The sequence below is a fragment of the Actinophytocola sp. genome, from assembly GCF_035634895.1.
Classification (GTDB): Bacteria; Actinomycetota; Actinomycetes; order Mycobacteriales; family Pseudonocardiaceae; genus Actinophytocola.
This window is the reverse complement of the sequence record NZ_DASQCC010000043.1, coordinates 20,189-41,395: the sequence shown is the minus strand read 5'-3', so window position 1 is coordinate 41,395 and position 21,207 is coordinate 20,189. Positions and strand designations below refer to the sequence as shown.

The window sequence follows — 21,207 nt, the reverse complement described above, 5'->3', positions numbered from 1 at the left end:
CTCGGGCACACCGACCCCGGCTTCACGCTCCGCGTGTACACGCACCTGATGCCGACCAGCCACGAGCGGACTCGGCGGGCGGTCGATGCGTTCCTCGCCGAGAAGCAACTTAAGGCGGCCTGACGGCCTGGAGACGGCCTGGGCCATGATCAAACCAACAAAACCCCAGCTAGGGGTACATGGCCAGCCAGATCGCGATGTAGTGGGAGATTGCGGCCAGCACGGTCGCCGCGTGGAAGAACTCGTGGTGGCCGAAGATCGTGGGCCAGGGGTTGGGCCAGCGGGTGGCGTAGAAGACCGCGCCCAGGGTGTAGAACGCGCCGCCTATCAGCAGGAGTACGAACGCCGCCATGCCCGCGTGGTGGAGCAGGTCCGGTAGGACGAACACCGCCACCCAGCCAAGGGCGATGTAGATCGGTGTGCCGAGCCATCTTGGCGCGTTCGGCCAGAGCAGCTTCAGCCCCACCCCGCACACCGCGCCGCCCCACACCACGGCCAGGACGACGTACCCGGTCGATCGGGGCATCGCCAGGAGCGAGAACGGGGTGTAGGTGCCGGCGATGAACAGGAAGATCATCGAGTGGTCCAGGCGTTTCATCCACGCCCGGACATTGAGGCTGTGCCACCAGCGGCGGTGGTACAGGGCGCTCACGCCGAACAGCCCCAGCACCGTCGCGCCGTAGATCGACGTCGCCAGTGCCGCCGTCGAGGACACTGTGGACGCCGCCAGTGAGATCAGCACGGCGCCCAGGACCAGGGAGACCCAGAACGACCAGTAGTGGATGACACCGCGCATACGCGGTTTGACCGGTCGGGTTGGGTTCAGCGTCGCAACAGGCACGTACCCCAGGTTACGGGACCGTAGGTTGGCGCACACGATGTGAGTCGGGTCACGACCAGCCGACGACTTCGCGGTGTTCGACGGCCATACATCTGTCCATCACCACATCGAGACCTGCTTCCGCGGCCAGCGCGGCGGCCTCCAGGGAGATCACGCCCAGTTGCAGCCACAGCGCCCCGGCGCCCGCCGCCACCGCCTCCTCCGCCACGCCGCGTGCGTGCTCCGGGCGCCGGAACACGTCCACCACGTCGATCGGCGCGGGGACGTGCGCCAGAGACTTGTACGCGGTCAGGCCCTGCCAGGTCGTCAACCGAGGGTTCACCGGAAATACAGTGAGGCCGGCGCGAACCAGGTACCTCGCCACGCCGAAGCTGGGCCGGTCGGCCCTGTCACTGAGCCCCACGACGGCTACCGTCCGTGACTCGCGTACCAGCCGCTCGATCACGGCGAGGTTCTGCCACCGCGGGTCGATCTCGGTTCGCTGCATGGTTCCAGTGTGCTCCTCGCTCAGGGAGGCGGCGTACCCTGCAGGGACGTGACACCAGCCTGGCGGAGATTCCGCAAGAAAGCCGCGAAGCTCGTCTACGGCCTCTACGACAAGCGGCTCGCCCAGCAGGCCGCCGGCCGCCATCCGCGCCACGTCGGCGTCGTTCTCGACGGGAACCGGCGGTGGGCACGCGAGGCCGGGTTCACCGACGTCAAGCACGGCCACATCGCCGGCGCACAGCGCATCGCCGAGCTGCTCAGCTGGTGTCAGGAGGCCGAGGTCGAGGTCGTCACCCTCTGGCTGCTCTCCACCGACAACGTTCTGCGGCCGGATGCCGAGCTGAAGCCGTTGCTGCAGGTCATCGAGGGTGTGGTCGACGAGTTGGCCGAGCCGGAGCAGCCGTGGCGGCTGCGGATCATCGGCGCGCTGGACGTCCTGCCGAAGGACACCGCGAACCGGTTGGTCGCCGCCGCGAAGCGGACCGAGGGTCATACCGGCATGGAGGTCAACATCGCGGTCGGCTACGGCGGCCGTCGTGAGATCGCCGACGCCGTGCGCAAGTTGCTCCAGTCGCAGGCGGAGGCCGGTAAGACCATCGAGGAGCTGGTCGAGGTCCTCGACGTCGACCACATCGCCGAGCACCTGTACACCTCGGGCCAGCCCGACCCGGACCTACTGATCAGGACGTCGGGGGAACAGCGGTTGTCCGGGTTCATGCTCTGGCAGTCGGCGCACTCGGAGTTCTGGTTCTGCGAGGCCTACTGGCCCGACTTCCGGCGCACCGACTTCCTGCGCGCGTTGCGCGACTATGCCATCCGCCACCGGAGATTCGGCTCGTAGTACCAGTGACGAACAACGCGGGCGCCGGAAAGCCGGGCCCGCGTTGTCGTCGGTGATTGTGCGTCAACACCCACAGAACGGGGCGTCGATCAGCGACCCGGCGAGCACGATGCCGAGATCGGCGCCTACCGCCAGGACAGCGGCACCGCCGCCGATGATGGCAGCGCCATTGCCGATGGCGGCGGCACCCAGGGCGCCACCGAGAACGAGGATGCCGGAAAGATTTACGACCGCCGGGCTCACGACCGGCGCGCACGACACGTCGCACTCGTCGACCGGGCTCGCGCTCGCCATCGCCGGGGTGAGCATCGAGAGGCCGACAGCGGCGGCGACGGCAACGGCAACCTTCTTCAGCACTTTCTCATCTCCTCAACTGTTGGTGGAAATCTCCAGAACTTCACGGGGTCCATGCACGCACTCCGTCGGCGCAAAGTTACCGACATTTTTCCGGATTCGCGCCGTGAGTTACTCTTTCGAGCATTTGAGTTCGCAATATTCACTTGAACGGGTTTTTCTTGGAATTTCGATGGCGGTGTGTCATTTCCCTGCTGAGGGCTTAGTCCCAGGTCGTGGGCTCGCGGGCCGGCTTGTGTCGCCCCTGTGGGTGTTGATCCATTCGGGGGTGTCGAACACGCCGAGTAGTCAGTTCGGTCGCCGCAAGGTGCATTCGCGTGGATCTTGCGCTTCGGTTACGAAACGAAAATCACCTGCGTGGCTGCCTGCCGCTCGGGCCCGCGCGCGGGTAGCGTCCAAAGTGACGGGTCGTGTCCACGCTGCCCGTCGCGGGAGGCCCTGGTCGTGACGGCAACGATCGCGAGGGGGCCGGCACCCGGCCCTCATGGGCGGGGCGGTAGCGCTTAGCGCGACTGTCACGCCTGGTCAGGGAGGTGCCCGGCCCTTCGAGGAACACGCGGACGTCGGTGCGCGTTCGCCGAGGAGTTGCCGTGACTGCTTCGCATTCCTCTTCCCTTGACTCTGGCGACGACCGCCGGACCTACGTGCTCGACACGTCCGTGCTGCTTTCCGACCCCTGGGCCATGTCCCGGTTCGCCGAGCACTCGGTCGTCCTGCCGCTGGTCGTCATCAACGAGCTGGAAGGCAAGCGGCATCACCCCGAGCTTGGCTGGTTCGCCAGGGAGGCGCTTCGGATACTCGATGACCTGAGGAAACGTCACGGGCGGCTCGATGCGCCGATCCCGTTGGGGACGGCAGGCGGCACGTTGCACGTCGAGCTGAACCACTCCGACCCCGCGGTGCTGCCGTCCGGTTTCCGCACCGACACGAACGACGCCAGGATCCTCGCGTGTGCGCTCAACATGGCCGCGCACACCCCGAACGTCACCCTGATCACCAAGGACATGCCGTTACGGATCAAGGCCGCGTCGGTCGGCCTGGAGGTGGACGAGTACCGCGCCCACGAGGTCACCCCGTCCGGCTGGACCGGCATGGTCGACCTCGAGGTCAGCGCCGAGGTCATGGACGCGCTGTACCGGGACGGCACCGCCGACCTGGCCGACTTCGGCGTGACCTCGCCCGGCGACTTCCCGACCAACACGGGCCTGCGGCTGCTGGCGGCGTCGCAGAGCGCGCTGGGCCGGGTGACCGGCGACAAGCAGGTACGGCTCGTGCGCGGCGACCGCGAGGCGTTCGGGTTGCACGGGCGGTCCGCGGAGCAGCGGGTCGCACTCGACCTGCTGCTCGACCCGGACGTCGGCATCGTGTCGCTCGGCGGGCGGGCCGGCACCGGCAAGTCGGCGCTCGCCCTGTGCGCCGGGCTCGAGGCGGTGATGGAGCGCAACCTGCACCGCAAGGTCGTCGTGTTCCGGCCGGTCTACGCGGTCGGTGGCCAGGATCTCGGCTACCTGCCCGGTTCCGAGAGCGAGAAGATGGCGCCGTGGGCGCAGGCGGTCTTCGACACGCTCGGTGCCCTGGTCAGCCAGCCGGTGATCGACGAGGTCCTCGACCGAGGGATGCTCGAAGTGCTGCCACTGACCCACATTCGCGGACGGTCGCTGCATGACTCGTTCGTGATCGTGGACGAGGCGCAGTCGCTGGAGCGGAACGTGCTGCTGACCGTCCTGTCCCGGCTCGGCGCCGGATCGCGGGTGGTGCTGACGCACGACGTCGCGCAGCGGGACAACCTGCGGGTGGGCCGGTACGACGGCGTGGCCGCGGTGATCGAGAAGCTGAAGGGACACCCGCTGTTCGCGCACGTCACGCTGATGCGGTCGGAGCGTTCGCCGATCGCCGCGCTGGTGACGGAGATGTTGGAGGACCACGGGTCCTGAGGGATTCGGTAGGGAAAACCCCCGAGCGTTTTCGGGAGCTTCCCTGATGGTTCGGCGGTCTCGCTGACGAGACCGTTGAACCATGGCAAACCTGGTCCTGACCTACCGTTCGGCGCCGGTCCGCGGTGTGGCTCTCCCCGCGCCACGGCCGGCGCCGGTCGGCGTGTTCCTCGGCGCGGTCGGACTGGTGTTCGCCGCGTTGCTCATGGGCGGGCTCAACCTGGTCGCCGTCAACCGGATGAACCTGTTGAACACGACGATGTCCGACTACGTGTTCGTGCCGGGCGCCGGGTGGATGTTCCCCGCGTCGCTGCTCGCGATGTGCGTGGCCGGCGCGGGGGTTGGCGTGGGGCTGTGGGCACGGGGGCTGTTGGACGGGGTGCTGCCGAAGCTGTCACTGGGCCTGGCGTTGCTGGGGCTGGTGCTGGCGGCGACCTTCGAGACCGACCTGGGCGACGCGTCGGTGACGATGTCCGCGCAGATCCACCGCTACGCGGCCGGCGTCGTGTTCTTCTGCGTGCCGATCACGGCTTTCCTCGTGGCCCGGCGGCTGGTCGAGCGGCGGTCCCTCTACGTCGGCGTGGCGGTCACGTCGGTGCTGCTGCTGGTGTTCCTGACCTGCCACCTCGGTCCGATGGAAGGCGTGTTCGGCGGGGTCTCCGGGTTGCTGCAGCGGCTGCTTTTCTGCTCACAGCTCGTCGTGCTGGCCCAGCTCGTGCGGGTGGTCCAGCGGCCGGTCCACGAGTACGCGCTGGCTGCCTAGTCACACGGGTCACCAGCCACGGGGCAGCGGGGCACCCTCCGCGAAGCCGGAGGCGGACTGGACGCCGACGACCGCCTTCTCGTGGAACTCCTCCAGGGTGGTCGCGCCCGTGTAGGTGCAGGCCGAGCGGACGCCGGAGCAGATGGCGTCCAGCAGGTCCTCCACGCTGGGGGCGGCCGGGTTCAGGCGCATGCGGGACGTCGAGATGCCCTCCTCGAACAGGGCCTTGCGTGCGCGGTCGAACGCGCTGTCCGCACGGGTGCGGGCCGTGACGGCACGCTTCGACGCCATGCCGAACGACTCCTTGTACGCGTGGCCCTGCTCGTCGCGGAGCAGGTCACCGGGGGACTCGTACGTGCCGGCGAACCAGGAGCCGACCATGACGCTCGACGCGCCGGCCGCCAGTGCCAGCGCCACGTCGCGGGGGTGGCGGACGCCGCCGTCGGCCCAGACGCGGGCGCCCAGCTCGCGGGCCGCCTGCGCGCACTCCACCAAGGCCGAGAACTGCGGCCGCCCAACGCCGGTCATCATGCGGGTGGTGCACATGGCGCCGGGGCCCACGCCGACCTTGACCACGTCCGCGCCGGCCTCGACCAGGTCACGGGTGCCCTCGGCGGTGACGACGTTCCCCGCCACGACGGTGACGGGCCGGTCCACGGAGTCGGCGGCCGCGCGGACGGCCTTCAGGGCCGTGATCATCTTCTCCTGGTGGCCGTGGGCGGTGTCGACCACGAGGGTGTCCACCTCGGCGTCGAGCAGGGCGGCGGCCTTGGCGGCGACGTCGCCGTTCACGCCGATCGCGGCCGCCACCCGGAGGCGGGCCTTGTCGTCGAGGGCCGGGCGGTACAGCTCGGCACGCAGGGCGGCGACCTCGGTGAGGACGCCGGCCAGCCTGCCGTCCTCGTCGACGCCGAGAGCGATGCGGGCGCTGCGGCCGTGCAGCTGGTCGAACACCTCGCGGGGCGCGGCGGTGAGCGGCATGGTGAGCACGTCCGGGTCGGCGACCTCGCCCAGCCTGGTGAACCGGTCGACGCCGGCGCATGCGGCCTCGCCGACGACACCCACCGGGCGGGCGTTCGCGTCGACGAGGACGACCGCGCCGTGCGCGCGTTTCGGCAGCAGGTTGATGGCGTCGGCCACCGCGTCGCCTGCGGTGAGGGTCAGCGGGGTGTCCCAGACGGGGTGCCGTGACTTGACCCAGGCGACGATGTCCCGCACCGCGGCCGGGTCGACGTCCTGGGGCAGCACGACGAGCCCGCCGCGCCGGGCCATGGTCTCGGCCATCCGGCGGCCCGCGACGGCCGTCATGTTCGCGACGACCACCGGAATGGTCGCGCCGGTACCGTCCGAGGTGGCCAGGTCGACATCGAACCGGGACGTCACCGCCGAGCGGTTGGGCATCAGGAAGACGTCGTCGTAGGTCAGGTCGTGGCCGGGCAGCGTGTCGGAGTAGAAGCGCACGTTGTCACAGACTACGGATCCCGGACGACGCCGGCGTCATGTCCAGCTCGGACGCGACGAGGTGTGCCTCGCGACGGCGCGGAGGAAGTCCCGGTTGTCGCCGCCGTTCTCCCCGGGAGCGGCGGCGACGAGCCCGGGCCGCAGCCGTGTCCGAGCACTTTCACGCGGGCGGCGACCCGCCGGGGAGCATGGCGCGGACGGTGTCGATCGTGTCGGCTTCCGGCGGTTCCTTGTCCGGGCGGTACCGGACCACGCGGGCGAAGCGGAGCGCCACGCCGCCGGCGTAGCGGGTGCTGACCTGCACGCCGTCCAGGGCGATCTCCACCACCAGGTGGGGTTTCAGGTGGACGGTCCAGTCGTCGCGGTGGTCCTCGTGTCTCGGGAACTCGGTGGTCTGCCACGCCAGTAGCTCGTCGGTCAGGCCCTTGAACGTCTTGCCCACCATCACCGGGGGGCCGCCGTCCGGGTCGCGGGCGCCCAGGTGCAGGTTCGACAGGTAGCCCGTGCGCCGGCCGTGGCCCCACTCCGCGGCCAGCACCACCAGGTCGAGCGTGTGCACCGGCTTGACCTTGCGCCACGACTTGCCGCGCCGACCCGCCTGGTAGGTCGAGTCGAGCGACTTCACCACCACGCCCTCGTGTCCGTGGCGCAGCGCGTCGGCCAGTATCCGGTCGGCGTCCTCCTGGGACGGTTCCAGCGCCCCGGGGATCACCAGGTCGCCCACCGCCCTGTGGAGCGCGGCGTTGCGTTCCCGCAGGGGCGCGTCGATCAGGTCCGTGCCGTCGAGGTGCATGCAGTCGAAGAAGTACGGCGACAGCAGCAGCTCGCGTTCGCTCGTCGCGCCGAAGCGGCTCATGGTCTCCTGGAACGGCCGCGGCCGGCCGTCGTCGTTCAGTGCCAGGGTCTCGCCGTCGAGCACCACCTTGTCGGCGGGCAGGCCTCGCACGAGTTCGACCAGCTCGGGCACCGAGCCGGTGATCTCCCGCAGGGTGCGCGTGTAGACGTGGACGTCGTCGCCGTCCTTGTGCACCTGGATGCGGGCGCCGTCGAGTTTGTACTCGACCACGCTCGGTCCGCCCGCGAGCGCCTCTTCGAGGTCGTCCGCCGGCGAGGCCAGCATCGGCCGGATGGGACGGCCGAGCTGTAGTCCGAACGTGTTCAGGGCCGCCGCGCCGCCGGCCATGGCGGTCGCCGCGGTGTCCGGTAATCGGCCGGAGAGCATGAACGCGCGCCGGACCGTCTCCTTGTCGACGTCGCTCGCCTTCGCGATCGCGTCGAGCATGACGCCCTCCAGGGCGCCCTGCCGGAGCTCGCCCGTGAGCAGGCGGAGGACGAAGTCCTGCTCGGCCTTCGTTGCCCGCGCGAACAGGGCGCTGAGCAGCTCGTTGCGGCGGCCGGCAGACCCCTTTCCGCTGGTCACGGCCACCTCGTCGAAGGTACGGTCGACCTCCGCGACGGTGAGCGACGGCTCGTCGGCCGGCGCGGTCCGCAGGTTGACCAGCGTGCGCCAGCCGGCGCCGATGCGACCCTGGAGCGGCGTGCCGGCCAGGAACGCCACGACGGTCCGCACCTGATCGCCCGCACGGCGGAGCAGGTCGGCCAGGGCGTCCACCTTGGCCAACCTCGAGCGGGTCGCGGAGACCACCGAGGAGGTGGTGACCACGTCGTTCATCAGCACGTCAGCCATCATGCACCCGACCACCGACAATCGCTGGAGACCGGACGACCGACGCCCTCGCGACACGTGCCGGAGCGAGGTGTTGACCTTCACCAAGGGGCAAGGGCCAACGTGGGTGTCGTCAGAACGAGGGAGGGGTCGTGGAGCTGCTCACCATCGGGGAGTTCTCGAGGGCGTCCCGCCTGTCGGCCAAGGCACTGCGGCTCTACGACGAGCTGGGGCTGCTCCGGCCGGTCGTGGTCGACCCGGGCAACGGGTACCGACGGTACGCGCCCGGCCAGCTCGAACGCGCCCGGTTGGTCGCCTGGTTGCGGCGCGTGGGAATGCCGCTCGCCGAGATCCGGTCCGTCGTCGAGCTACCGGCCGCCGAGGCCGCCGACGCGGTTCGGGACCACTGGCGACGTGTCGAGGCCGACACCGATGCCAAGCGGCGGCTCGCGGCCGACCTCGTCGAGTATCTGTCCGGAAAGGACACTGTCATGTCCGCTGTACTCGCCGTCAAGTACGCCGTGCGCACCGACCGGGGTCTCGTGCGTCCCGCCAACCAGGACTTCGCCTACGCGGGAGAGCAGCTGCTCGCCGTCGCCGACGGGTTCGGGGAGCGGGGGGACGCCGCCAGCCAGGCCGCCGTCTCCGCGCTCCAGCAGGTGGGTGTGGGCGACCTTCTCAACGCCATGGACGACGCCATGGACGATGCCGCCCAGCTCGCCGGGAACGCCGTGCGGGACATGGCAGGCAGCGGCACCACCCTGACCGCGCTCCTGTGGTCCGGGTCGCGGCTCGGCCTCGTGCACATCGGGGACTCGCGGGCCTATCTGCTCAGGGACGAGGAGCTCTTCCAGATCACCCACGACGACACGCTCGTCCAGTCCATGGTGGACGAGGGAAAGCTGACGACCGCGGAGGCCGCCTCGCACCCCGACCGGGCCCTGCTCTCCAGGGCCCTCACCGGTGAGGCGAGCCCGGGGGTCGAGGTGCGGGACGGGCGGATCGGCGACCGTTACCTGCTTTCCTCCGACGGGTTGCACACGGTGGTCGACATCGACACGGTCAAGGAGGTGCTCGCGACGGAGGAACCCCAGCAAGCCGTCGACCGGCTCGTCGCCCTCGCCAACGCGGCGGGCGGGCCGGACAACATCAGCTGCGCCGTCGCGCACCTCATCCCGCGATAGCGGCGATTTCCCTTACCGCGTCACGTAACCGGTCGGGGGTGGTGGCCGCGTAGCCGATCACCAGGCCCGGGTAGGTGCCCAGCCGGGAGTACTCGGACAGGGCCGGCACGTGGATGCCGTGCTCCGCCAGTCGTTGGGACACAACGGAGTCGTCCAGCGAGTCAGGCAGGCGCAGCACCACGTGCAGGCCGGCCGCCACCCCGATCGGTTGCCAGGACGGCAGAAGCTCCGCCGCCGCGGACAGCAGCGCGTCCCGGCGGCGACGGTAGGAGGCGCGGGTGCGGCGCAGGTGCCGGTCGTAGCCACCGCCACGCAACAACCTCGCGAACGCCGCCTGCGGCAAGGGGGAGCACCCCAGATCCGTCAGGCGCTTCCGTCGCACCGTGCTGTCGAACAGGAACGGCGGCTGCACCAGCCATCCCAGTCGCAGCGCCGGCGCGAGGGTCTTGCTCACGCTCCCCAGGTACACCACCCGCCGCGGGTCCATCCCCTGCATGGCACGCAGCGCGGGACGGTCGTACCGGTGCTCGGCGTCGTAGTCGTCCTCGATGATCAGGCCGTCACGGGAACGTGCCCACGCCAGCAGAGCGTGCCGGCGGGAGGGGTGCAGGACCGTGCCGAGCGGGAACTGGTGTGCGGCCGTCACCAGCACCGCCCGCACCGACGCGGGTAGCGCGGACGGCACGAGACCGTCGTGGTCCACCGGTACCGGGACCGGCGTCAGACCGTGCTCCCGCAACAGGTCCAGCTGGCCCGGATGGCCGGGGTCCTCCACGCCGAGCGTCGTGTGGCCGTGTGCGCGCAACACCGCCGCCAGCAGCGCCAGCCCTTCGGCCGTGCCGTGGGTGATCACCATGTTCTCGGCCGTCACCGCGCGGACGCGGCCCAGGTACGCGGTCAGCTCGGTCCGCAGCTCGGGCAGGCCGGCGGGGTCCGGGTAGCCGAGCGTCTCGTCGGGCAACTCGGCCAGCGCCGCTCGCGTCATCGACAGCCACTCGGCGCGCGGGAACTCGCTCAGCGCCGGCAGCCCGGGGCGTAGGTCGTACCGCCACCGCGTGGCCGCCGGGAGCGGCCCGGCGGTGCCCGCCGGGCCGGCGAGCGTGGCCGCCACTGACGTGCCGGAGCCGCGCCGTGCCGTCAGGTAGCCCTCGGCCGTGAGCTGGCCGTACGCGGCGGTCACCGTGCCGCGGGCCACGCCAAGCTGCGCGGCCAGGTCCCGGCTGGACGGCAACCGCAGGCCAGGCGTCAGCTGACCGTCGCGGATCGCGGTGCGGAGGGCGGACTCGACGGTCCGGCCACGGCCGCCCGCGGAGACGGCGGGAAGGAGCAGCTCACGCAAAGTGGTCCAGTTGTCAGGCATCAAGGTGGAGCTTACGTATGGACCACTTGACCGGCGAGGGTGTTCCGGTGCAACTGATCGCGACCCAGAAGACGACCCACGCCATGGCGATGGCCGCGACCGCGACGACGCTGGTCGGGCTCTCGGTGCCGGTGACCGGCATGCTGGACGGCTATCCGGTGCTCGGCGCGCAGGCCGTCAGGTACGCCATCGGCGCGGTGTGCCTGCTGGTCTGGCTGCTGGCCGGTGGCCGCCCCGTGCCGGTACCGGCGGCGAAGGACCTGGTCGGGCTGGGCTTCATGGTCGGACTCGGCATGCTCGGCTTCAACGCGGCGATCCTCGTCGGCCAGCGGTATGCCACGCCGGGGTTCGTCGCGGCCATGCTCGGCGCGTCACCGCTGGTGCTGGCGATCGTCGCGCCGGTGCTGCGGGGTCACCGCCCGTCGGCGTTCGCCGTGGCCGGGGCGGTGCTCGTGGGACTGGGGGTGGTGGTGCTGAGCGGCGGCGGGTCGTGGCACGGGCCGGGGCTGGCGCTGGGGTTGGTGGTCCTGGTCTGCGAGTCGGCGTTCACGCTCGGTGGAGTGGGGGTCGTCGCACGGCTGGGCGCGGTGGCGGCGTCGATGTGGTCGTGCGTGTTCGCGGCGGTGGGCGGGGCGGCGCTGGCGACCGCGTGGGACGGTGCCGCGGCCTGGCCGGCGCCGACACCCACCGAATGGGCGGCGATCGTGGTGCTCGGCGTGCTGGTCACGACCGTCGGGTTCGCGTTCTGGTACACCGGGGTCTCGGTCCTGGGCGCGGACCGTGCCGGCGTGCTGGCGGGGCTCATGCCGGTCGCCGGCCTGGTCGCCGCGGTGCTGCTGGGTCGCCAACCGCTGACGTTCCTGGCCACCGCCGGCACGGCCGTCGTCGCGGCCGGCTGCGCGCTGGGCCTGCGGAGAACAGCCGTGGGGCAGGATCCCTCTTCTTGACCACAGGTGGTCATTCGAGCAGGTCAGCCGCCGCGGGCCATGCGCAGGACGTCCAGTGCCTCGTCCAGCTGTGCCTCGGTGAGCTTGCCGTCCGTCACGTGGCCGCGTTCGAGGACCACCTCGCGGATGGTCCTGCGTTCCTTGAGCGACTGCTTGGCGATCGACGCCGCCTCCTCGTAGCCGAGGTACCGGTTGAGCGGCGTGACGATCGACGGCGACGACTCCGCCAGCTCCCGCATCCGGTCCGCGTCGGCCACGACGCCGGCGAACACCTTGTCCGCCAACAGCTTCGCGACCGCGGACAGCAGCCGCGCGGACTCCAGCACGTTGCGTGCCATGACCGGCAGCATCACGTTCAGCTGGAAGTTGCCCTGCGAGCCGGCGAACGCGACCGCCGCGTCGTTGCCGATGACCTGCGCGACGACCATCATCGTGGCCTCGGGGATCACCGGGTTCACCTTGCCGGGCATGATCGACGACCCGGGCTGCAGGTCCGGCAGCGCCAGCTCGCCCAGGCCGGTGCGTGGTCCCGAGCCCAGCCAGCGGACGTCGTTCGCGATCTTGAAAAGGCTCACCGCGACCGCCCTGAGCTGGCCCGACACCTCCACGACCCCGTCCTGGGACGCCTGCGCCTCGAAGTGGTCGCGGGCCTCGGTCAGCGGCAGGCCGGTCAGCGACGCCAGCTCGGCGGACACGGCCGCGCCGAAGCCGTCCGGCGCGTTCAGGCCGCTGCCCACCGCGGTGCCGCCGATCGGCAGCTCACCCAGCCTCGGCAGGGTGCCGGCAAGGCGCTCGACGCCGTAGCGGACCTGCGCGGCCCACGCGCCGGCCTCCTGACCCAGCGTCACCGGGACCGCGTCCATCAGGTGCGTGCGGCCGGACTTCACCAGGTCCGCCCACTCGGCGGCGCGGCCCTCGATGGTGGTGGCAAGGTGCTCCAGCGCCGGGATGACATCGCGGACCACGGCCTCGGTCGCGGCGACGTGGATGGTCGTCGGGAACGTGTCGTTGGACGACTGTGACGCGTTGACGTGGTCGTTCGGGTGCACGTCCCGGCCGAGGGCCTTGCTCGCCAGGGTCGCGATGACCTCGTTGGCGTTCATGTTCGACGACGTGCCCGAGCCCGTCTGGAACACGTCGATGGGGAAGTGCTCGTCGTGCTTGCCCTCGGCGACCTCGTCGGCGGCGCCCGCGATGGCCTTCGCGAGGTCGGCGTCGAGCACCCCGAGCCGCTCGTTGACCCGCGCGGCGGCGCTCTTGAGCAGGCCGAGCGCACGGATCTGGGCGCGTTCGAGGCCGCGGCCGGAGATGGGGAAGTTCTCGACGGCGCGCTGCGTCTGGGCCCGCCAGAGCGCCTCGGCCGGGACTTTCACCTCTCCCATCGTGTCGTGCTCGATCCTGAACTGATTCTCGGTCATGTAACCAGTTTGGTCGCCCATCGCGCCGCTCGCCCCGGTAGCTTGTGGTGTTGCCGGACACGTTCCCTCCACCACGGCAGGTGCGTCTATGAGCGTCGAGACCCCGTCCGAAGTCGACCTGCTGATCGTGGGCGCCGGTCCGACCGGGCTGTTCGCCGCGTACTACGCGGGCTTCCGCGAGATGTCGATCGCGATCGTCGACTCGCTGCCGGAGGCCGGCGGGCAGGTGACGGCCATGTACCCGGAGAAGCAGATCTTCGACGTGGCCGGCTTCCCGTCGATCATCGGCCGCGACCTGGTCGCCCGGCTGGTCGAGCAGGCGGACCAGTTCAAGCCGACGTACCTGCTGGGACGCAAGGCCCGCACCGTGACCTCCTCGGCCGACGGCGGTTTCGACGTCGGCCTCGACGACGGTGCGGTCATCCGGGCCAGCGCCATCCTGATCACCGCGGGCATGGGTGAGTTCACGCCGCGGCCCCTGCCGGCCGGTGAGGGGTGGTTCGGGCGCGGCGTCGTGAACTTCGTGCCGTCGCTCGAGGAGCACCGGGACCAGGACGTGGTGGTCGTAGGCGGCGGCGACTCGGCGTTCGACTGGGCGCTGTCGCTGCACCCGATCGCGCGGTCGGTGACGCTCGTCCACCGGCGCAACAAGTTCCGGGCGTTCGCCGCGACCGTGCGGCAGGTGCGGGAGCTGGGCGTGCCGATCATCACCGACGCGCAGGTGGTGTCGGTGCGTGGGGAGGAGCGCGTCGCCGAGGTCGAGCTGGCCGTCGCGTCGGACCCGTCGCCGGTGGTGCTGCCGGCGCAGACGGTCGTGGCCGCCCTGGGCTTCACCGCGGACCTCGGGCCGATCGAGTCGTGGGGGCTGGAGATCGTGCGCCGGGCCGTCGCGGTGGACACGACGATGAGGACCGCTCGGGACCGGATCTACGCGGCCGGTGACATCGCGGCGTACCCGGGCAAGGTGAAGCTGATCGCGACCGGCTTCGGCGAGGCGGCGACGGCCGTGAACAACATCGCCGTGGCGCTGAACCCGGAGGCGCACCTGTTCCCGGGACACTCCAGCGACGTCAGCTAGTGTCCCGCGCCGGGAATGCGGTGATTAAGTCGGTGGATCCAGGTTTCTGCTGGCAAGACGCCGGTTCGCCCTCGTACTGGGTCGTACTGGGTCGTACTTGGGCGAACCGGCAACGCCGCCAGCAGGAAGCTGGGCCGCCGAATTAGTTGCCTGACTTCCGGCGCGGGACACTAGTTCGCCTCCCGGCGACGAACCCGAAGCCGGCCGGGTCCTCCTCAGGGCACGATCTGGACGAGTTGGCCGAGCTGCAGGGTGTTGAAGAACGTCTGCGCGTCGGCCATGTCGAGGCGGATGCAGCCGTGGGAGTCCTCGTCCAGGCGGCCCTCGTGGAAGGCGATGCCGCCGGGGGCGAAGAAGACCGAGAACGGCATCGGGTCGCCGTAGATGCTGCTGGTGTGCTCCTGGTCCTTCCACGCGACCGGCCAGGTGCCGGTCGGGGTCGGGTTCGTCGTGCCGCCGTGGGTGATCGGGACCGGGCCGAGGTCGACGACGCCGTTCGTCATCAGCCACGCCTGCTTCGTCGACAGGCTCACGCACGCCCGGATCTCCGGCCCGCACGGTGGTGGCGGCGGTGGCGGCTCGGACGTCTCCGGCACGGAATTGTCGGTGCTCCCCGGTAACGTGGAAACCGGGGGGCCCCCGGGCGCGCCAATGGGACTTTCGTGCGAGGTGGGGGCCGGGCCGGCGACGGCTTGTGCCGCGCAGCCCGACAACGCCGCCACCGCCAGCAGAGCCAGGCCGGCAAGTTCGCGTCTCATGCCCCCTACCCACGACGTCACCGCGGCGGGGGTTGCATGCCTACTGGACGACCTGCACCTTGTCGCCCACGGACAGGCCGTTGAAGAAGGTCTCGGCCGCGGACCGGGACAGGTGGATGCAGCCGTGTGACTCCGCGCTCAGGCTGCCCTGGTGGAACGCGATGCCCCCGTTGAAGAACACCGAGAACGGCATCGGTGCCTCGTTGAACTCGTGCGACTTGTGGTCGATGTCCTTCCACTGCACCGAGAACATTCCGGGCGGGGTCCGGTAGCCTGCGCGGCCGGACGTGATCGGGACCGGGCCGAGCACGACGGCCCCGTCCCTGAGCAGCCACGACTGGTTGGCCGACAGGTCCACACACGCGTCGACCCCGGCCCCGCACGGCACGCCGGTCGGCGGTGGGGGTGGCGGGGGCGTGGTCTTCACGATCGTCTCGTTGGCGGCCGCCACCTCGGGGAGCGGCGGCAGCTTCACCTCTTCCGAGGGCGGCGTGGTGGGCGCCGACGTCGAGGTGGACGTGGCGGTCGGGTCCGGTCGTGCCGGACCCGGTGCGGCAGAGTCCTCGCTGCCGCACGCGGCGAGCAGCCCGATGCTGAGCAGGGTGAGTCCCACCAGAAGTCTGGGGCGCATACCGGTGAAGACGCCATCACCCCCGTCGACGTTGTGCCGTTGATCCAACCGTTACTGGATTGTCGGATTACGGCAGCGGCGGGATCTGGTCCTGTGCCTGGGCCTCCGACAGCCGGTCGAAGTCCACCGTGGAGTACCGGCGCAGCTTCTCCAGGCGGTGGAAGCCGTCGATCATGCGGACCGTGCCGGACTTGGAGCGCATCACGATGGACTGGGTGGTGCAGCCGCCGCTGCGGTAGTGCACGCCACGCAGCAGGTCGCCGTCGGTGACGCCGGTCGCGCAGAAGAACGCGTTGTCGCCGCTCACCAGGTCGTTGGTGGTCAGCACGCGTTCCAGGTCGTGGCCCGCGTCGATGGCCTTCTCGCGTTCCTGCTCGTCGCGGGGCCACAGACGCCCCTGGATCGCGCCGCCCATGCACTTGAGCGCGCACGCCGCGATGATGCCCTCAGGGGTGCCGCCGATGCCGATCAGCATGTCCACGCCGGTGTTCGGACGGGCCGCGGAGATGGCCCCGGCGACGTCGCCGTCGGAGATGAAGTGGATGCGCGCGCCGGCCCCGCGGACGTTCTTGACCAGGTCGGAATGCCGGGCACGGTCGAGGATGCAGACGGTCACGTCGGACACGTCGGTCTGCTTGGCCTTCGCGACGCGCCGGATGTTCTCGGCGACCGGCGCGGTGATGTCGATGACGTCGGCCGCCTCGGGGCCGACCGCGAGCTTCTCCATGTAGAACACGGCGGACGGGTCGAACATGGCGCCGCGCTCGGTGGCCGCGAGGACCGCGATCGCGTTGGGCATGCCCTTGGCCATCAGGGTCGTGCCGTCGATCGGGTCGACGGCGACGTCGCACTCGGGACCCTCGCCGTTGCCGACGTGCTCGCCGTTGTACAGCATGGGCGCCTGGTCCTTCTCGCCCTCGCCGATGACCACGACGCCACGCATCGAGACGGTGCCGATGAGCTTGCGCATGGCGTCGACCGCCGCGCCGTCGCCGCCGTTCTTGTCGCCGCGGCCGACCCACCGGCCCGCGGCCATGGCGGCGGCCTCCGTGACCCTGACCAGCTCCAGAGCGAGGTTGCGGTCCGGCTCTTCCGGCCGGCGGTCCTGGGTCGTCGTCATGTCGCCTCCCGGGTGTGTTCGCCTGCCAAACGGACACTCCGATCCTCGCAGATCGCGGCATGTCGAGCGGAGTGAGAGTGGTCTCGACCGGTTTGCGACCATGGCTCGCGTGACTGAGGGAGGACGTCCCGGGCGAGCCGGCCTGCGGATGCGTGACATGGTCGGTGCCGTGGTCGTGCTCGTGGCGATCATCGGCGTGGTCATGGCGTTCTACGGCGGCTGCTCGTTCAGCCCCGGCGGGCCCGCGGTCGACCCGTCGTCGGTCCCGTCCGCCGACGCGGCGGGCCAGCTGACACGGGCGGCGCGGTCGGTGGCGTTTCCCGTGCGGGAGCCGGCGGTGCCGAAGGGGTGGCGCGCGAACTCGGCCAGCACGTCGGCGGTGGGTTCCGGCGCGTCGGGCAACGTCGTGGTGCGGGTGGGGTGGATCACCTCGTCCGGGGCGTTCGTGCAGCTCAGCCAGTCGGGTGGGAAGGCGCCGGACGTGCTCGTGACGGAGCTCGGGCAGGCCGAGGCGCCGGCGCCGAACGGCTCGGTCGAGGTAGACGGCGTGACCTGGACCAGCTACCCGGGCCGCCGCGACGAGCCGGCCTGGGTGCGGTCACTGGACGGGACCGTCGTGCTGATCACGGGCAGCGCCTCGAAGGCGGAGTTCCGCCAGCTGGCCGCCGCGACCCAGCAGGCGACGCCACTGGCTCGTTAGCTCAGCCCTTCGCGCGCCAGCAGGTGGCCAGGTGGTCGTCCACCATGCCTGTCGCCTGCATCAGTGCGTAGGCGGTGGTGGGGCCGACGAACGCGAAGCCCTTCTTCTTCAGCTCCTTCGCCATCGCCTTGGACTCCGGGGTGATGGCGGGGATCTCCGAGGTCAGGTTCGGGCGCTTGCGCCTCGACGGGGCCGGGGCGAAGGACCACAGCAGGTCGTCCAGTGGCACGTCCAGCTCGGCGATCGCACGGGCGTTGCGGATCGTGGCCTCGACCTTGGCCCTGTTGCGGACGATCGAGACGTCGTTCATCAGCCGTTCGACGTCGTGCTCGTCGAACTCCGCCACCTTCTTCGGCTCGAAGCCCACGAACGCGCGGCGGAACGCCTCCCGTTTGCGCAGGATCGTCAGCCACGACAGCCCCGACTGGAACGCCTCCAGCGACAGCCGCTCGTAGAGCGCCGACTCGCCGCGCAGCGGGACGCCCCACTCCTCGTCGTGGTACGCGGCGTAGTCCTCGGTCGAGTTGCCCCACGGGCACCGTGGCACGCCGTCCGCACCGGGCAGTGCGGCCGTCATGTCTGCTCGGACGACGACGAGGACGACGACGAGGCAGAAGATGACGACGACGCCGAGGCCGAAGGAGCCGACGCCAGGCGCTCGCGTAGCTCGTCCACCTCGGCCCGCAGGTCCTCCAGCTCCCCGCCCACCCGGCGCAGGACCCAGTCGACCTCGGACATCTTGTAGCCGCGCACGACCAGCTGGAACCGGACGTTGCGGACGTCTTCCCCCGTGACCCCGGCCGAGGGCAGGCGGGTGGGCGAGGCCCCCGGCGGCAATGCCGGCAGCTCCTCGCCCCGCCCGAACACGACCGAGGCCAACAGGAAGATCACGGCCGCCACGAGCATCATGACGACCAGATAGATCAGCGCTGTGGTCACGTCAGCAGGATGGCACAACCCACCGACACCCAGTGCACTACCGCACGAGCAGCTCACGCATGGGTGGCCGGTCCGCGACGTGCACTCCGGCGGTGTCCGGCAGCCACTCGCCGGCCACCTGCACGAACTGCGTCAGCTCACCCGCGTGCGACGGCAGCATCCCGCACCGCGACAGCGCCGTTCCCAGGATCTGCCGCGCCATCAGCCCCAGCGCCAGCAACTGCTGGTTGCGGTGCCGCCGCACGCCCAGGTTGACCTGCGCGATCCCGTTCAGCCCCACGATCGAGTGCGCGTCGAGCAGGAGCCCGATCTCCACCCCGTAACCGGACGCGAACGGCACGGCCTCCAGCAGTTCCCGGGTCCCCGCGTACTCGCCGCCCAGCGGCTGGATCACGCCGGTCAGCTCCGGCCGCAACGTCGACAGCAGCGGCCGGGCCATCAGCTCGGTCACCCGTCCGCCGCCCGCGCCCGAGGCGCCCTCGGACGTCAGCGGGCGCCGGTAGAAGCCCTTGACCAGGTGCACGTCCGGCTCCAGCAGCATCGGCCCCAGGAGCCGCGGCACGAACTGCGGGTCCGGGTCGATGAGGTCGGAGTCGAGGAACACCAGCAGGTCGCCGGTCGTCGCGGCCAGCGACCGCCACAGCACCTCGCCCTTGCCGGGCACGGGTTCCAGGTCGGGCAGCACCTCGTCGCGCCGCACCACCTTCGCACCGGCCGCGAGTGACACCTCGACCGTCCGGTCCGTCGAACCGGAGTCGAGGACCACCAGCTCGTCGACGAGGTCACCGAGGAGCGGCCGGACCGACGCGATCACGTCGCCGACCGTGGCCTCCTCGTTCAGTGCCGGCAGCACGACACTGACCGTGCGGGAACCCTTCGCCCGCAGCAGGTCGCCCACTGTCCATTTCGGACTCTGCCAGGTCCGCTCCGCGAACCACGTGCGCGCGTCCGCCTGCATCACGCCAACGCCCTCAGGCATCGGGCTGGCGGGCGGGTGCCCCGGATACTCGCCACCATCTCGACCACCTTCCTGGTTCTGGCCACCTCGTGCGCGCGGAACACCCGCGCGCCTGTCATCGCCGCGACGGACGTCGCCGCGAGGGTGCCGTCCACTCGGTCGGTCACCGCCGCGCCGAGCGTCTCACCGATGAAGTCCTTGTTGGACAACGCCATCAGCACCGGCCAGCCGGTGCCCACGAGCTCGTCGAGCCGCCGCAGCAGCTCGAGGCCGTGCCAGGTGTTCTTGCCGAAGTCGTGCGTCGGGTCGATCAGGATCCCGTCCGCCGGCACGCCCAGTGCGACCATGCGCTCCGCGTGGGCGACCAGCTCGGCAACGACCTCGGCGACCACGTCCAGGTACCGGACGCGGTGCGGATCGGTTCGGGGCGTGGCGCCCCCGGTGTGTGAGCACACCATGCCGACGCCGAACTCCGCGGCGACCTCGGCCAGGCGGGAGTCCGCGCCGGCCCAGGTGTCGTTGATCAGGTCCGCGCCGGCGAGGCAGGCCTCGCGGCCCACCTCGTGCCGCCAGGTGTCCACGCTGATCACGACGTCCGGGTGCCGTTCCCGGACCTTCGCGACGAACGGGACGACGCGCCGGATCTCCTCGCTCGTGTCGACCCGTTCACCGTGCGCGCCGGCGCGCACGCCGCCGATGTCGACCATGTCGGCGCCCTCGGCGACCATCCGGTCGACCGCGGCGAGGGCCTCCCGCTCCTCGAAGGTCGCGCCACGGTCATAGAAGGAGTCCCTGGTGCGGTTGACGATCGCCATCACCAGTGCGCGGTCCTGGGGGACCTCACGGCCGCCGAAGCGAAGTGTGCTCACCGACCCAGCGTGCCACGGGCACCGGGGGAAACTGCGCTCCGATACACCGAGGTCACAATTGGTGATGTCGAGGAAACCTGGGACCCGCTCTGAGCTGGGACGGAAGACTCCGGAGCGGCGGCGGCTAGTGCGTTTCCTCCCAGGCCTGATACGCCTCCTCGACCACGCGGACCGCGTCGTCGATGTCGTCGGTGAGGTGCAGCAACGCGACGTCCTTGTCCCCGATCTTGCCCTCCGCGCGGACGGTGTCCCGCAGCCACTGGTACAGACCGTCCCAGTAGGAGCGTCCGAACAGGACGACCGGGAACTTCGTGACCTTCTTGGTCTGCACGAGGGTCAGCGCCTCGAACAGCTCGTCGAGCGTGCCGAAGCCGCCGGGCAGGCAGATGAACGCCTGCGCGTACTTGATGAACATCGTCTTGCGGGCGAAGAAGTACCGGAAGTTGACGCCGAGGTCGACCCACGGGTTGATGCCCTGCTCGAACGGCAGCTCGATGCCCAGGCCGACCGACAGCCCGCCGGCCTCGGAGCACCCGCGGTTGACGGCCTCCATCGAGCCGGGACCCCCGCCGGTGATGGCCGCGTAACCGGCCTTGGCGAGCGCCGCGCCGATCTCGATGCCCAGCTTGTACTCCGGGTGGTCACGTGGCGTGCGGGCGGACCCGAACACGGTGACGGCACGCGGCACCTCGGCCAGCGCCCCGAACCCCTCGACGAACTCGGCCTGGATGCGCAGCACGCGCCACGGGTCGGTGTGCACCCAGTCCGCGGGGCCGCGGGAGTCGAGCAGCCGCTCGTCGGTGGTGGTGGACTCGACGCGCCGCGACCTGCGCAGCACGACCGGGCCGCGCTGCTTCTCCGCCGGGTGCTCGTTGTCCTCCTGCTGAGTCGTCATTGGC

22 protein-coding genes are annotated in these 21,207 nt (G+C 70.7%); 7 read left to right on the top strand and 15 right to left on the bottom strand.

Annotation, left to right across the window (positions count from 1 at the left end):
• Nucleotides 1-169: 169 nt before the first annotated feature.
• Both trhA and VET29_RS06990 read right to left on the bottom strand, forming a co-directional pair.
• Complete coding sequence (gene trhA / locus VET29_RS06995; protein WP_324916202.1) at nt 170-796, bottom strand: PAQR family membrane homeostasis protein TrhA; 627 nt, start codon at nt 794-796, stop codon at nt 170-172.
• Between the two features lie 94 nt (nt 797-890).
• A complete protein-coding gene (locus tag VET29_RS06990) occupies nt 891-1,328 on the bottom strand; it encodes a CoA-binding protein (protein ID WP_324916199.1) in 438 nt (145 codons plus the stop codon).
• Between the two features lie 48 nt (nt 1,329-1,376).
• On the opposite strand from VET29_RS06990, the gene VET29_RS06985 reads away from it, so the two are divergent.
• Nucleotides 1,377-2,168, top strand: a complete 792-nt coding sequence (locus VET29_RS06985) for an isoprenyl transferase (RefSeq protein ID WP_324916196.1) — start codon at nt 1,377-1,379, stop codon at nt 2,166-2,168.
• Between the two features lie 63 nt (nt 2,169-2,231).
• Here the strand turns inward: VET29_RS06985 and VET29_RS06980 are convergent, their stop codons facing one another.
• Nucleotides 2,232-2,525 (bottom strand): hypothetical protein, encoded by a 294-nt coding sequence (locus VET29_RS06980; RefSeq protein ID WP_324916193.1) that lies wholly within the window; start codon nt 2,523-2,525, stop codon nt 2,232-2,234.
• Nucleotides 2,526-3,112: 587 nt separating this feature from the next.
• Between VET29_RS06980 and VET29_RS06975 the strand changes: the two genes are divergently transcribed.
• Entirely contained in the window at nt 3,113-4,456 is a 1,344-nt protein-coding gene (locus VET29_RS06975) for a PhoH family protein (protein WP_324916191.1), read from the top strand.
• An 82-nt stretch (nt 4,457-4,538) separates the two neighbouring features.
• Nucleotides 4,539-5,219: a DUF998 domain-containing protein gene (locus tag VET29_RS06970; RefSeq protein ID WP_324916188.1), complete on the top strand. Its 681-nt coding sequence runs from the start codon at nt 4,539-4,541 to the stop codon at nt 5,217-5,219.
• Nucleotides 5,220-5,228: 9 nt separating this feature from the next.
• Here the strand turns inward: VET29_RS06970 and VET29_RS06965 are convergent, their stop codons facing one another.
• Complete coding sequence (locus tag VET29_RS06965; RefSeq protein ID WP_324916185.1) at nt 5,229-6,680, bottom strand: GuaB1 family IMP dehydrogenase-related protein; 1,452 nt, start codon at nt 6,678-6,680, stop codon at nt 5,229-5,231.
• A 160-nt stretch (nt 6,681-6,840) separates the two neighbouring features.
• Nucleotides 6,841-8,370: an ATP-dependent DNA ligase gene (locus tag VET29_RS06960; protein WP_324916183.1), complete on the bottom strand. Its 1,530-nt coding sequence runs from the start codon at nt 8,368-8,370 to the stop codon at nt 6,841-6,843.
• A 128-nt stretch (nt 8,371-8,498) separates the two neighbouring features.
• Here VET29_RS06960 and VET29_RS06955 point away from each other — a divergent pair, with 128 nt between their 5' ends.
• Complete coding sequence (locus tag VET29_RS06955) at nt 8,499-9,530, top strand: MerR family transcriptional regulator (RefSeq protein ID WP_324916180.1); 1,032 nt, start codon at nt 8,499-8,501, stop codon at nt 9,528-9,530.
• Here the strand turns inward: VET29_RS06955 and VET29_RS06950 are convergent.
• On the bottom strand, nt 9,517-10,890 hold the full coding sequence (locus VET29_RS06950; protein WP_324916177.1) for a PLP-dependent aminotransferase family protein: 1,374 nt from the start codon (nt 10,888-10,890) through the stop codon (nt 9,517-9,519). The two genes, VET29_RS06955 and VET29_RS06950, sit on opposite strands and share 14 nt — an antisense overlap.
• 47 nt (nt 10,891-10,937) lie before the next feature.
• Between VET29_RS06950 and VET29_RS06945 the strand changes: the two genes are divergently transcribed.
• The gene (locus tag VET29_RS06945) at nt 10,938-11,837 is read left to right on the top strand and encodes a DMT family transporter (protein ID WP_324916174.1); all 900 of its coding nucleotides are present in this window, start codon (nt 10,938-10,940) and stop codon (nt 11,835-11,837) included.
• A gap of 23 nt (nt 11,838-11,860) precedes the next feature.
• Here the strand turns inward: VET29_RS06945 and VET29_RS06940 are convergent, their stop codons facing one another.
• Nucleotides 11,861-13,255, bottom strand: a complete 1,395-nt coding sequence (locus VET29_RS06940; protein ID WP_324916171.1) for a class II fumarate hydratase — start codon at nt 13,253-13,255, stop codon at nt 11,861-11,863.
• An 88-nt stretch (nt 13,256-13,343) separates the two neighbouring features.
• Between VET29_RS06940 and VET29_RS06935 the strand changes: the two genes are divergently transcribed.
• Nucleotides 13,344-14,333 (top strand): NAD(P)/FAD-dependent oxidoreductase, encoded by a 990-nt coding sequence (locus VET29_RS06935; RefSeq protein ID WP_324916168.1) that lies wholly within the window; start codon nt 13,344-13,346, stop codon nt 14,331-14,333.
• A gap of 215 nt (nt 14,334-14,548) precedes the next feature.
• Here VET29_RS06935 and VET29_RS06930 read toward each other — a convergent pair whose 3' ends face one another.
• The 3 genes from VET29_RS06930 to glpX form a co-directional block, all read right to left on the bottom strand.
• Entirely contained in the window at nt 14,549-14,929 is a 381-nt protein-coding gene (locus VET29_RS06930) for a L,D-transpeptidase (RefSeq protein WP_324916165.1), read from the bottom strand.
• Between the two features lie 202 nt (nt 14,930-15,131).
• Nucleotides 15,132-15,722: a L,D-transpeptidase gene (locus tag VET29_RS06925; protein WP_324916162.1), complete on the bottom strand. Its 591-nt coding sequence runs from the start codon at nt 15,720-15,722 to the stop codon at nt 15,132-15,134.
• Nucleotides 15,723-15,789: 67 nt separating this feature from the next.
• Nucleotides 15,790-16,842 (bottom strand): class II fructose-bisphosphatase, encoded by a 1,053-nt coding sequence (gene glpX / locus VET29_RS06920; protein WP_324916158.1) that lies wholly within the window; start codon nt 16,840-16,842, stop codon nt 15,790-15,792.
• 109 nt (nt 16,843-16,951) lie between these two features.
• Between glpX and VET29_RS06915 the strand changes: the two genes are divergently transcribed.
• Nucleotides 16,952-17,542 (top strand): DUF4245 domain-containing protein, encoded by a 591-nt coding sequence (locus VET29_RS06915; protein WP_324916154.1) that lies wholly within the window; start codon nt 16,952-16,954, stop codon nt 17,540-17,542.
• 1 nt (nt 17,543) lies between these two features.
• Here VET29_RS06915 and VET29_RS06910 read toward each other — a convergent pair whose 3' ends face one another.
• The 5 genes from VET29_RS06910 to VET29_RS06890 all read right to left on the bottom strand — a co-directional run bounded on the left by VET29_RS06910 (nt 17,544) and on the right by VET29_RS06890 (nt 21,203).
• The gene (locus tag VET29_RS06910; RefSeq protein ID WP_324916151.1) at nt 17,544-18,119 is read right to left on the bottom strand and encodes a DNA-3-methyladenine glycosylase I; all 576 of its coding nucleotides are present in this window, start codon (nt 18,117-18,119) and stop codon (nt 17,544-17,546) included.
• Nucleotides 18,116-18,481 (bottom strand): DivIVA domain-containing protein, encoded by a 366-nt coding sequence (locus VET29_RS06905; protein ID WP_324916148.1) that lies wholly within the window; start codon nt 18,479-18,481, stop codon nt 18,116-18,118. The genes VET29_RS06910 and VET29_RS06905 overlap by 4 nt, the downstream gene beginning before the upstream one ends.
• A gap of 37 nt (nt 18,482-18,518) precedes the next feature.
• Entirely contained in the window at nt 18,519-19,439 is a 921-nt protein-coding gene (locus VET29_RS06900) for a glucosyl-3-phosphoglycerate synthase (protein WP_324916208.1), read from the bottom strand.
• The gene (folP, locus tag VET29_RS06895) at nt 19,439-20,308 is read right to left on the bottom strand and encodes a dihydropteroate synthase (RefSeq protein WP_324916145.1); all 870 of its coding nucleotides are present in this window, start codon (nt 20,306-20,308) and stop codon (nt 19,439-19,441) included. Before folP ends, VET29_RS06900 begins: the two co-directional genes overlap by 1 nt.
• Nucleotides 20,309-20,432: 124 nt before the next feature.
• Complete coding sequence (locus VET29_RS06890) at nt 20,433-21,203, bottom strand: TIGR00730 family Rossman fold protein (protein WP_324916142.1); 771 nt, start codon at nt 21,201-21,203, stop codon at nt 20,433-20,435.
• Nucleotides 21,204-21,207 lie beyond the last annotated feature (4 nt).

Bases quoted from the DNA above. Each gene is read 5' to 3' on its own strand.
- trhA (WP_324916202.1), bottom strand. From the start codon at position 796: ATGCGCGGTGTCATCCACTACTGGTCGTTCTGGGTCTCCCTGGTCCTG.
- VET29_RS06990 (WP_324916199.1), bottom strand. From the start codon at position 1,328: ATGCAGCGAACCGAGATCGACCCGCGGTGGCAGAACCTCGCCGTGATC.
- VET29_RS06970 (WP_324916188.1), top strand. From the start codon at position 4,539: ATGGCAAACCTGGTCCTGACCTACCGTTCGGCGCCGGTCCGCGGTGTG.
- VET29_RS06960 (WP_324916183.1), bottom strand. From the start codon at position 8,370: ATGATGGCTGACGTGCTGATGAACGACGTGGTCACCACCTCCTCGGTG.
- VET29_RS06950 (WP_324916177.1), bottom strand. From the start codon at position 10,890: ATGCCTGACAACTGGACCACTTTGCGTGAGCTGCTCCTTCCCGCCGTC.
- VET29_RS06940 (WP_324916171.1), bottom strand. From the start codon at position 13,255: ATGACCGAGAATCAGTTCAGGATCGAGCACGACACGATGGGAGAGGTG.
- VET29_RS06935 (WP_324916168.1), top strand. From the start codon at position 13,344: ATGAGCGTCGAGACCCCGTCCGAAGTCGACCTGCTGATCGTGGGCGCC.
- VET29_RS06925 (WP_324916162.1), bottom strand. From the start codon at position 15,722: ATGCGCCCCAGACTTCTGGTGGGACTCACCCTGCTCAGCATCGGGCTG.
- glpX (WP_324916158.1), bottom strand. From the start codon at position 16,842: ATGACGACGACCCAGGACCGCCGGCCGGAAGAGCCGGACCGCAACCTC.
- VET29_RS06910 (WP_324916151.1), bottom strand. From the start codon at position 18,119: ATGACGGCCGCACTGCCCGGTGCGGACGGCGTGCCACGGTGCCCGTGG.
- VET29_RS06900 (WP_324916208.1), bottom strand. From the start codon at position 19,439: ATGCAGGCGGACGCGCGCACGTGGTTCGCGGAGCGGACCTGGCAGAGT.
- VET29_RS06890 (WP_324916142.1), bottom strand. From the start codon at position 21,203: ATGACGACTCAGCAGGAGGACAACGAGCACCCGGCGGAGAAGCAGCGC.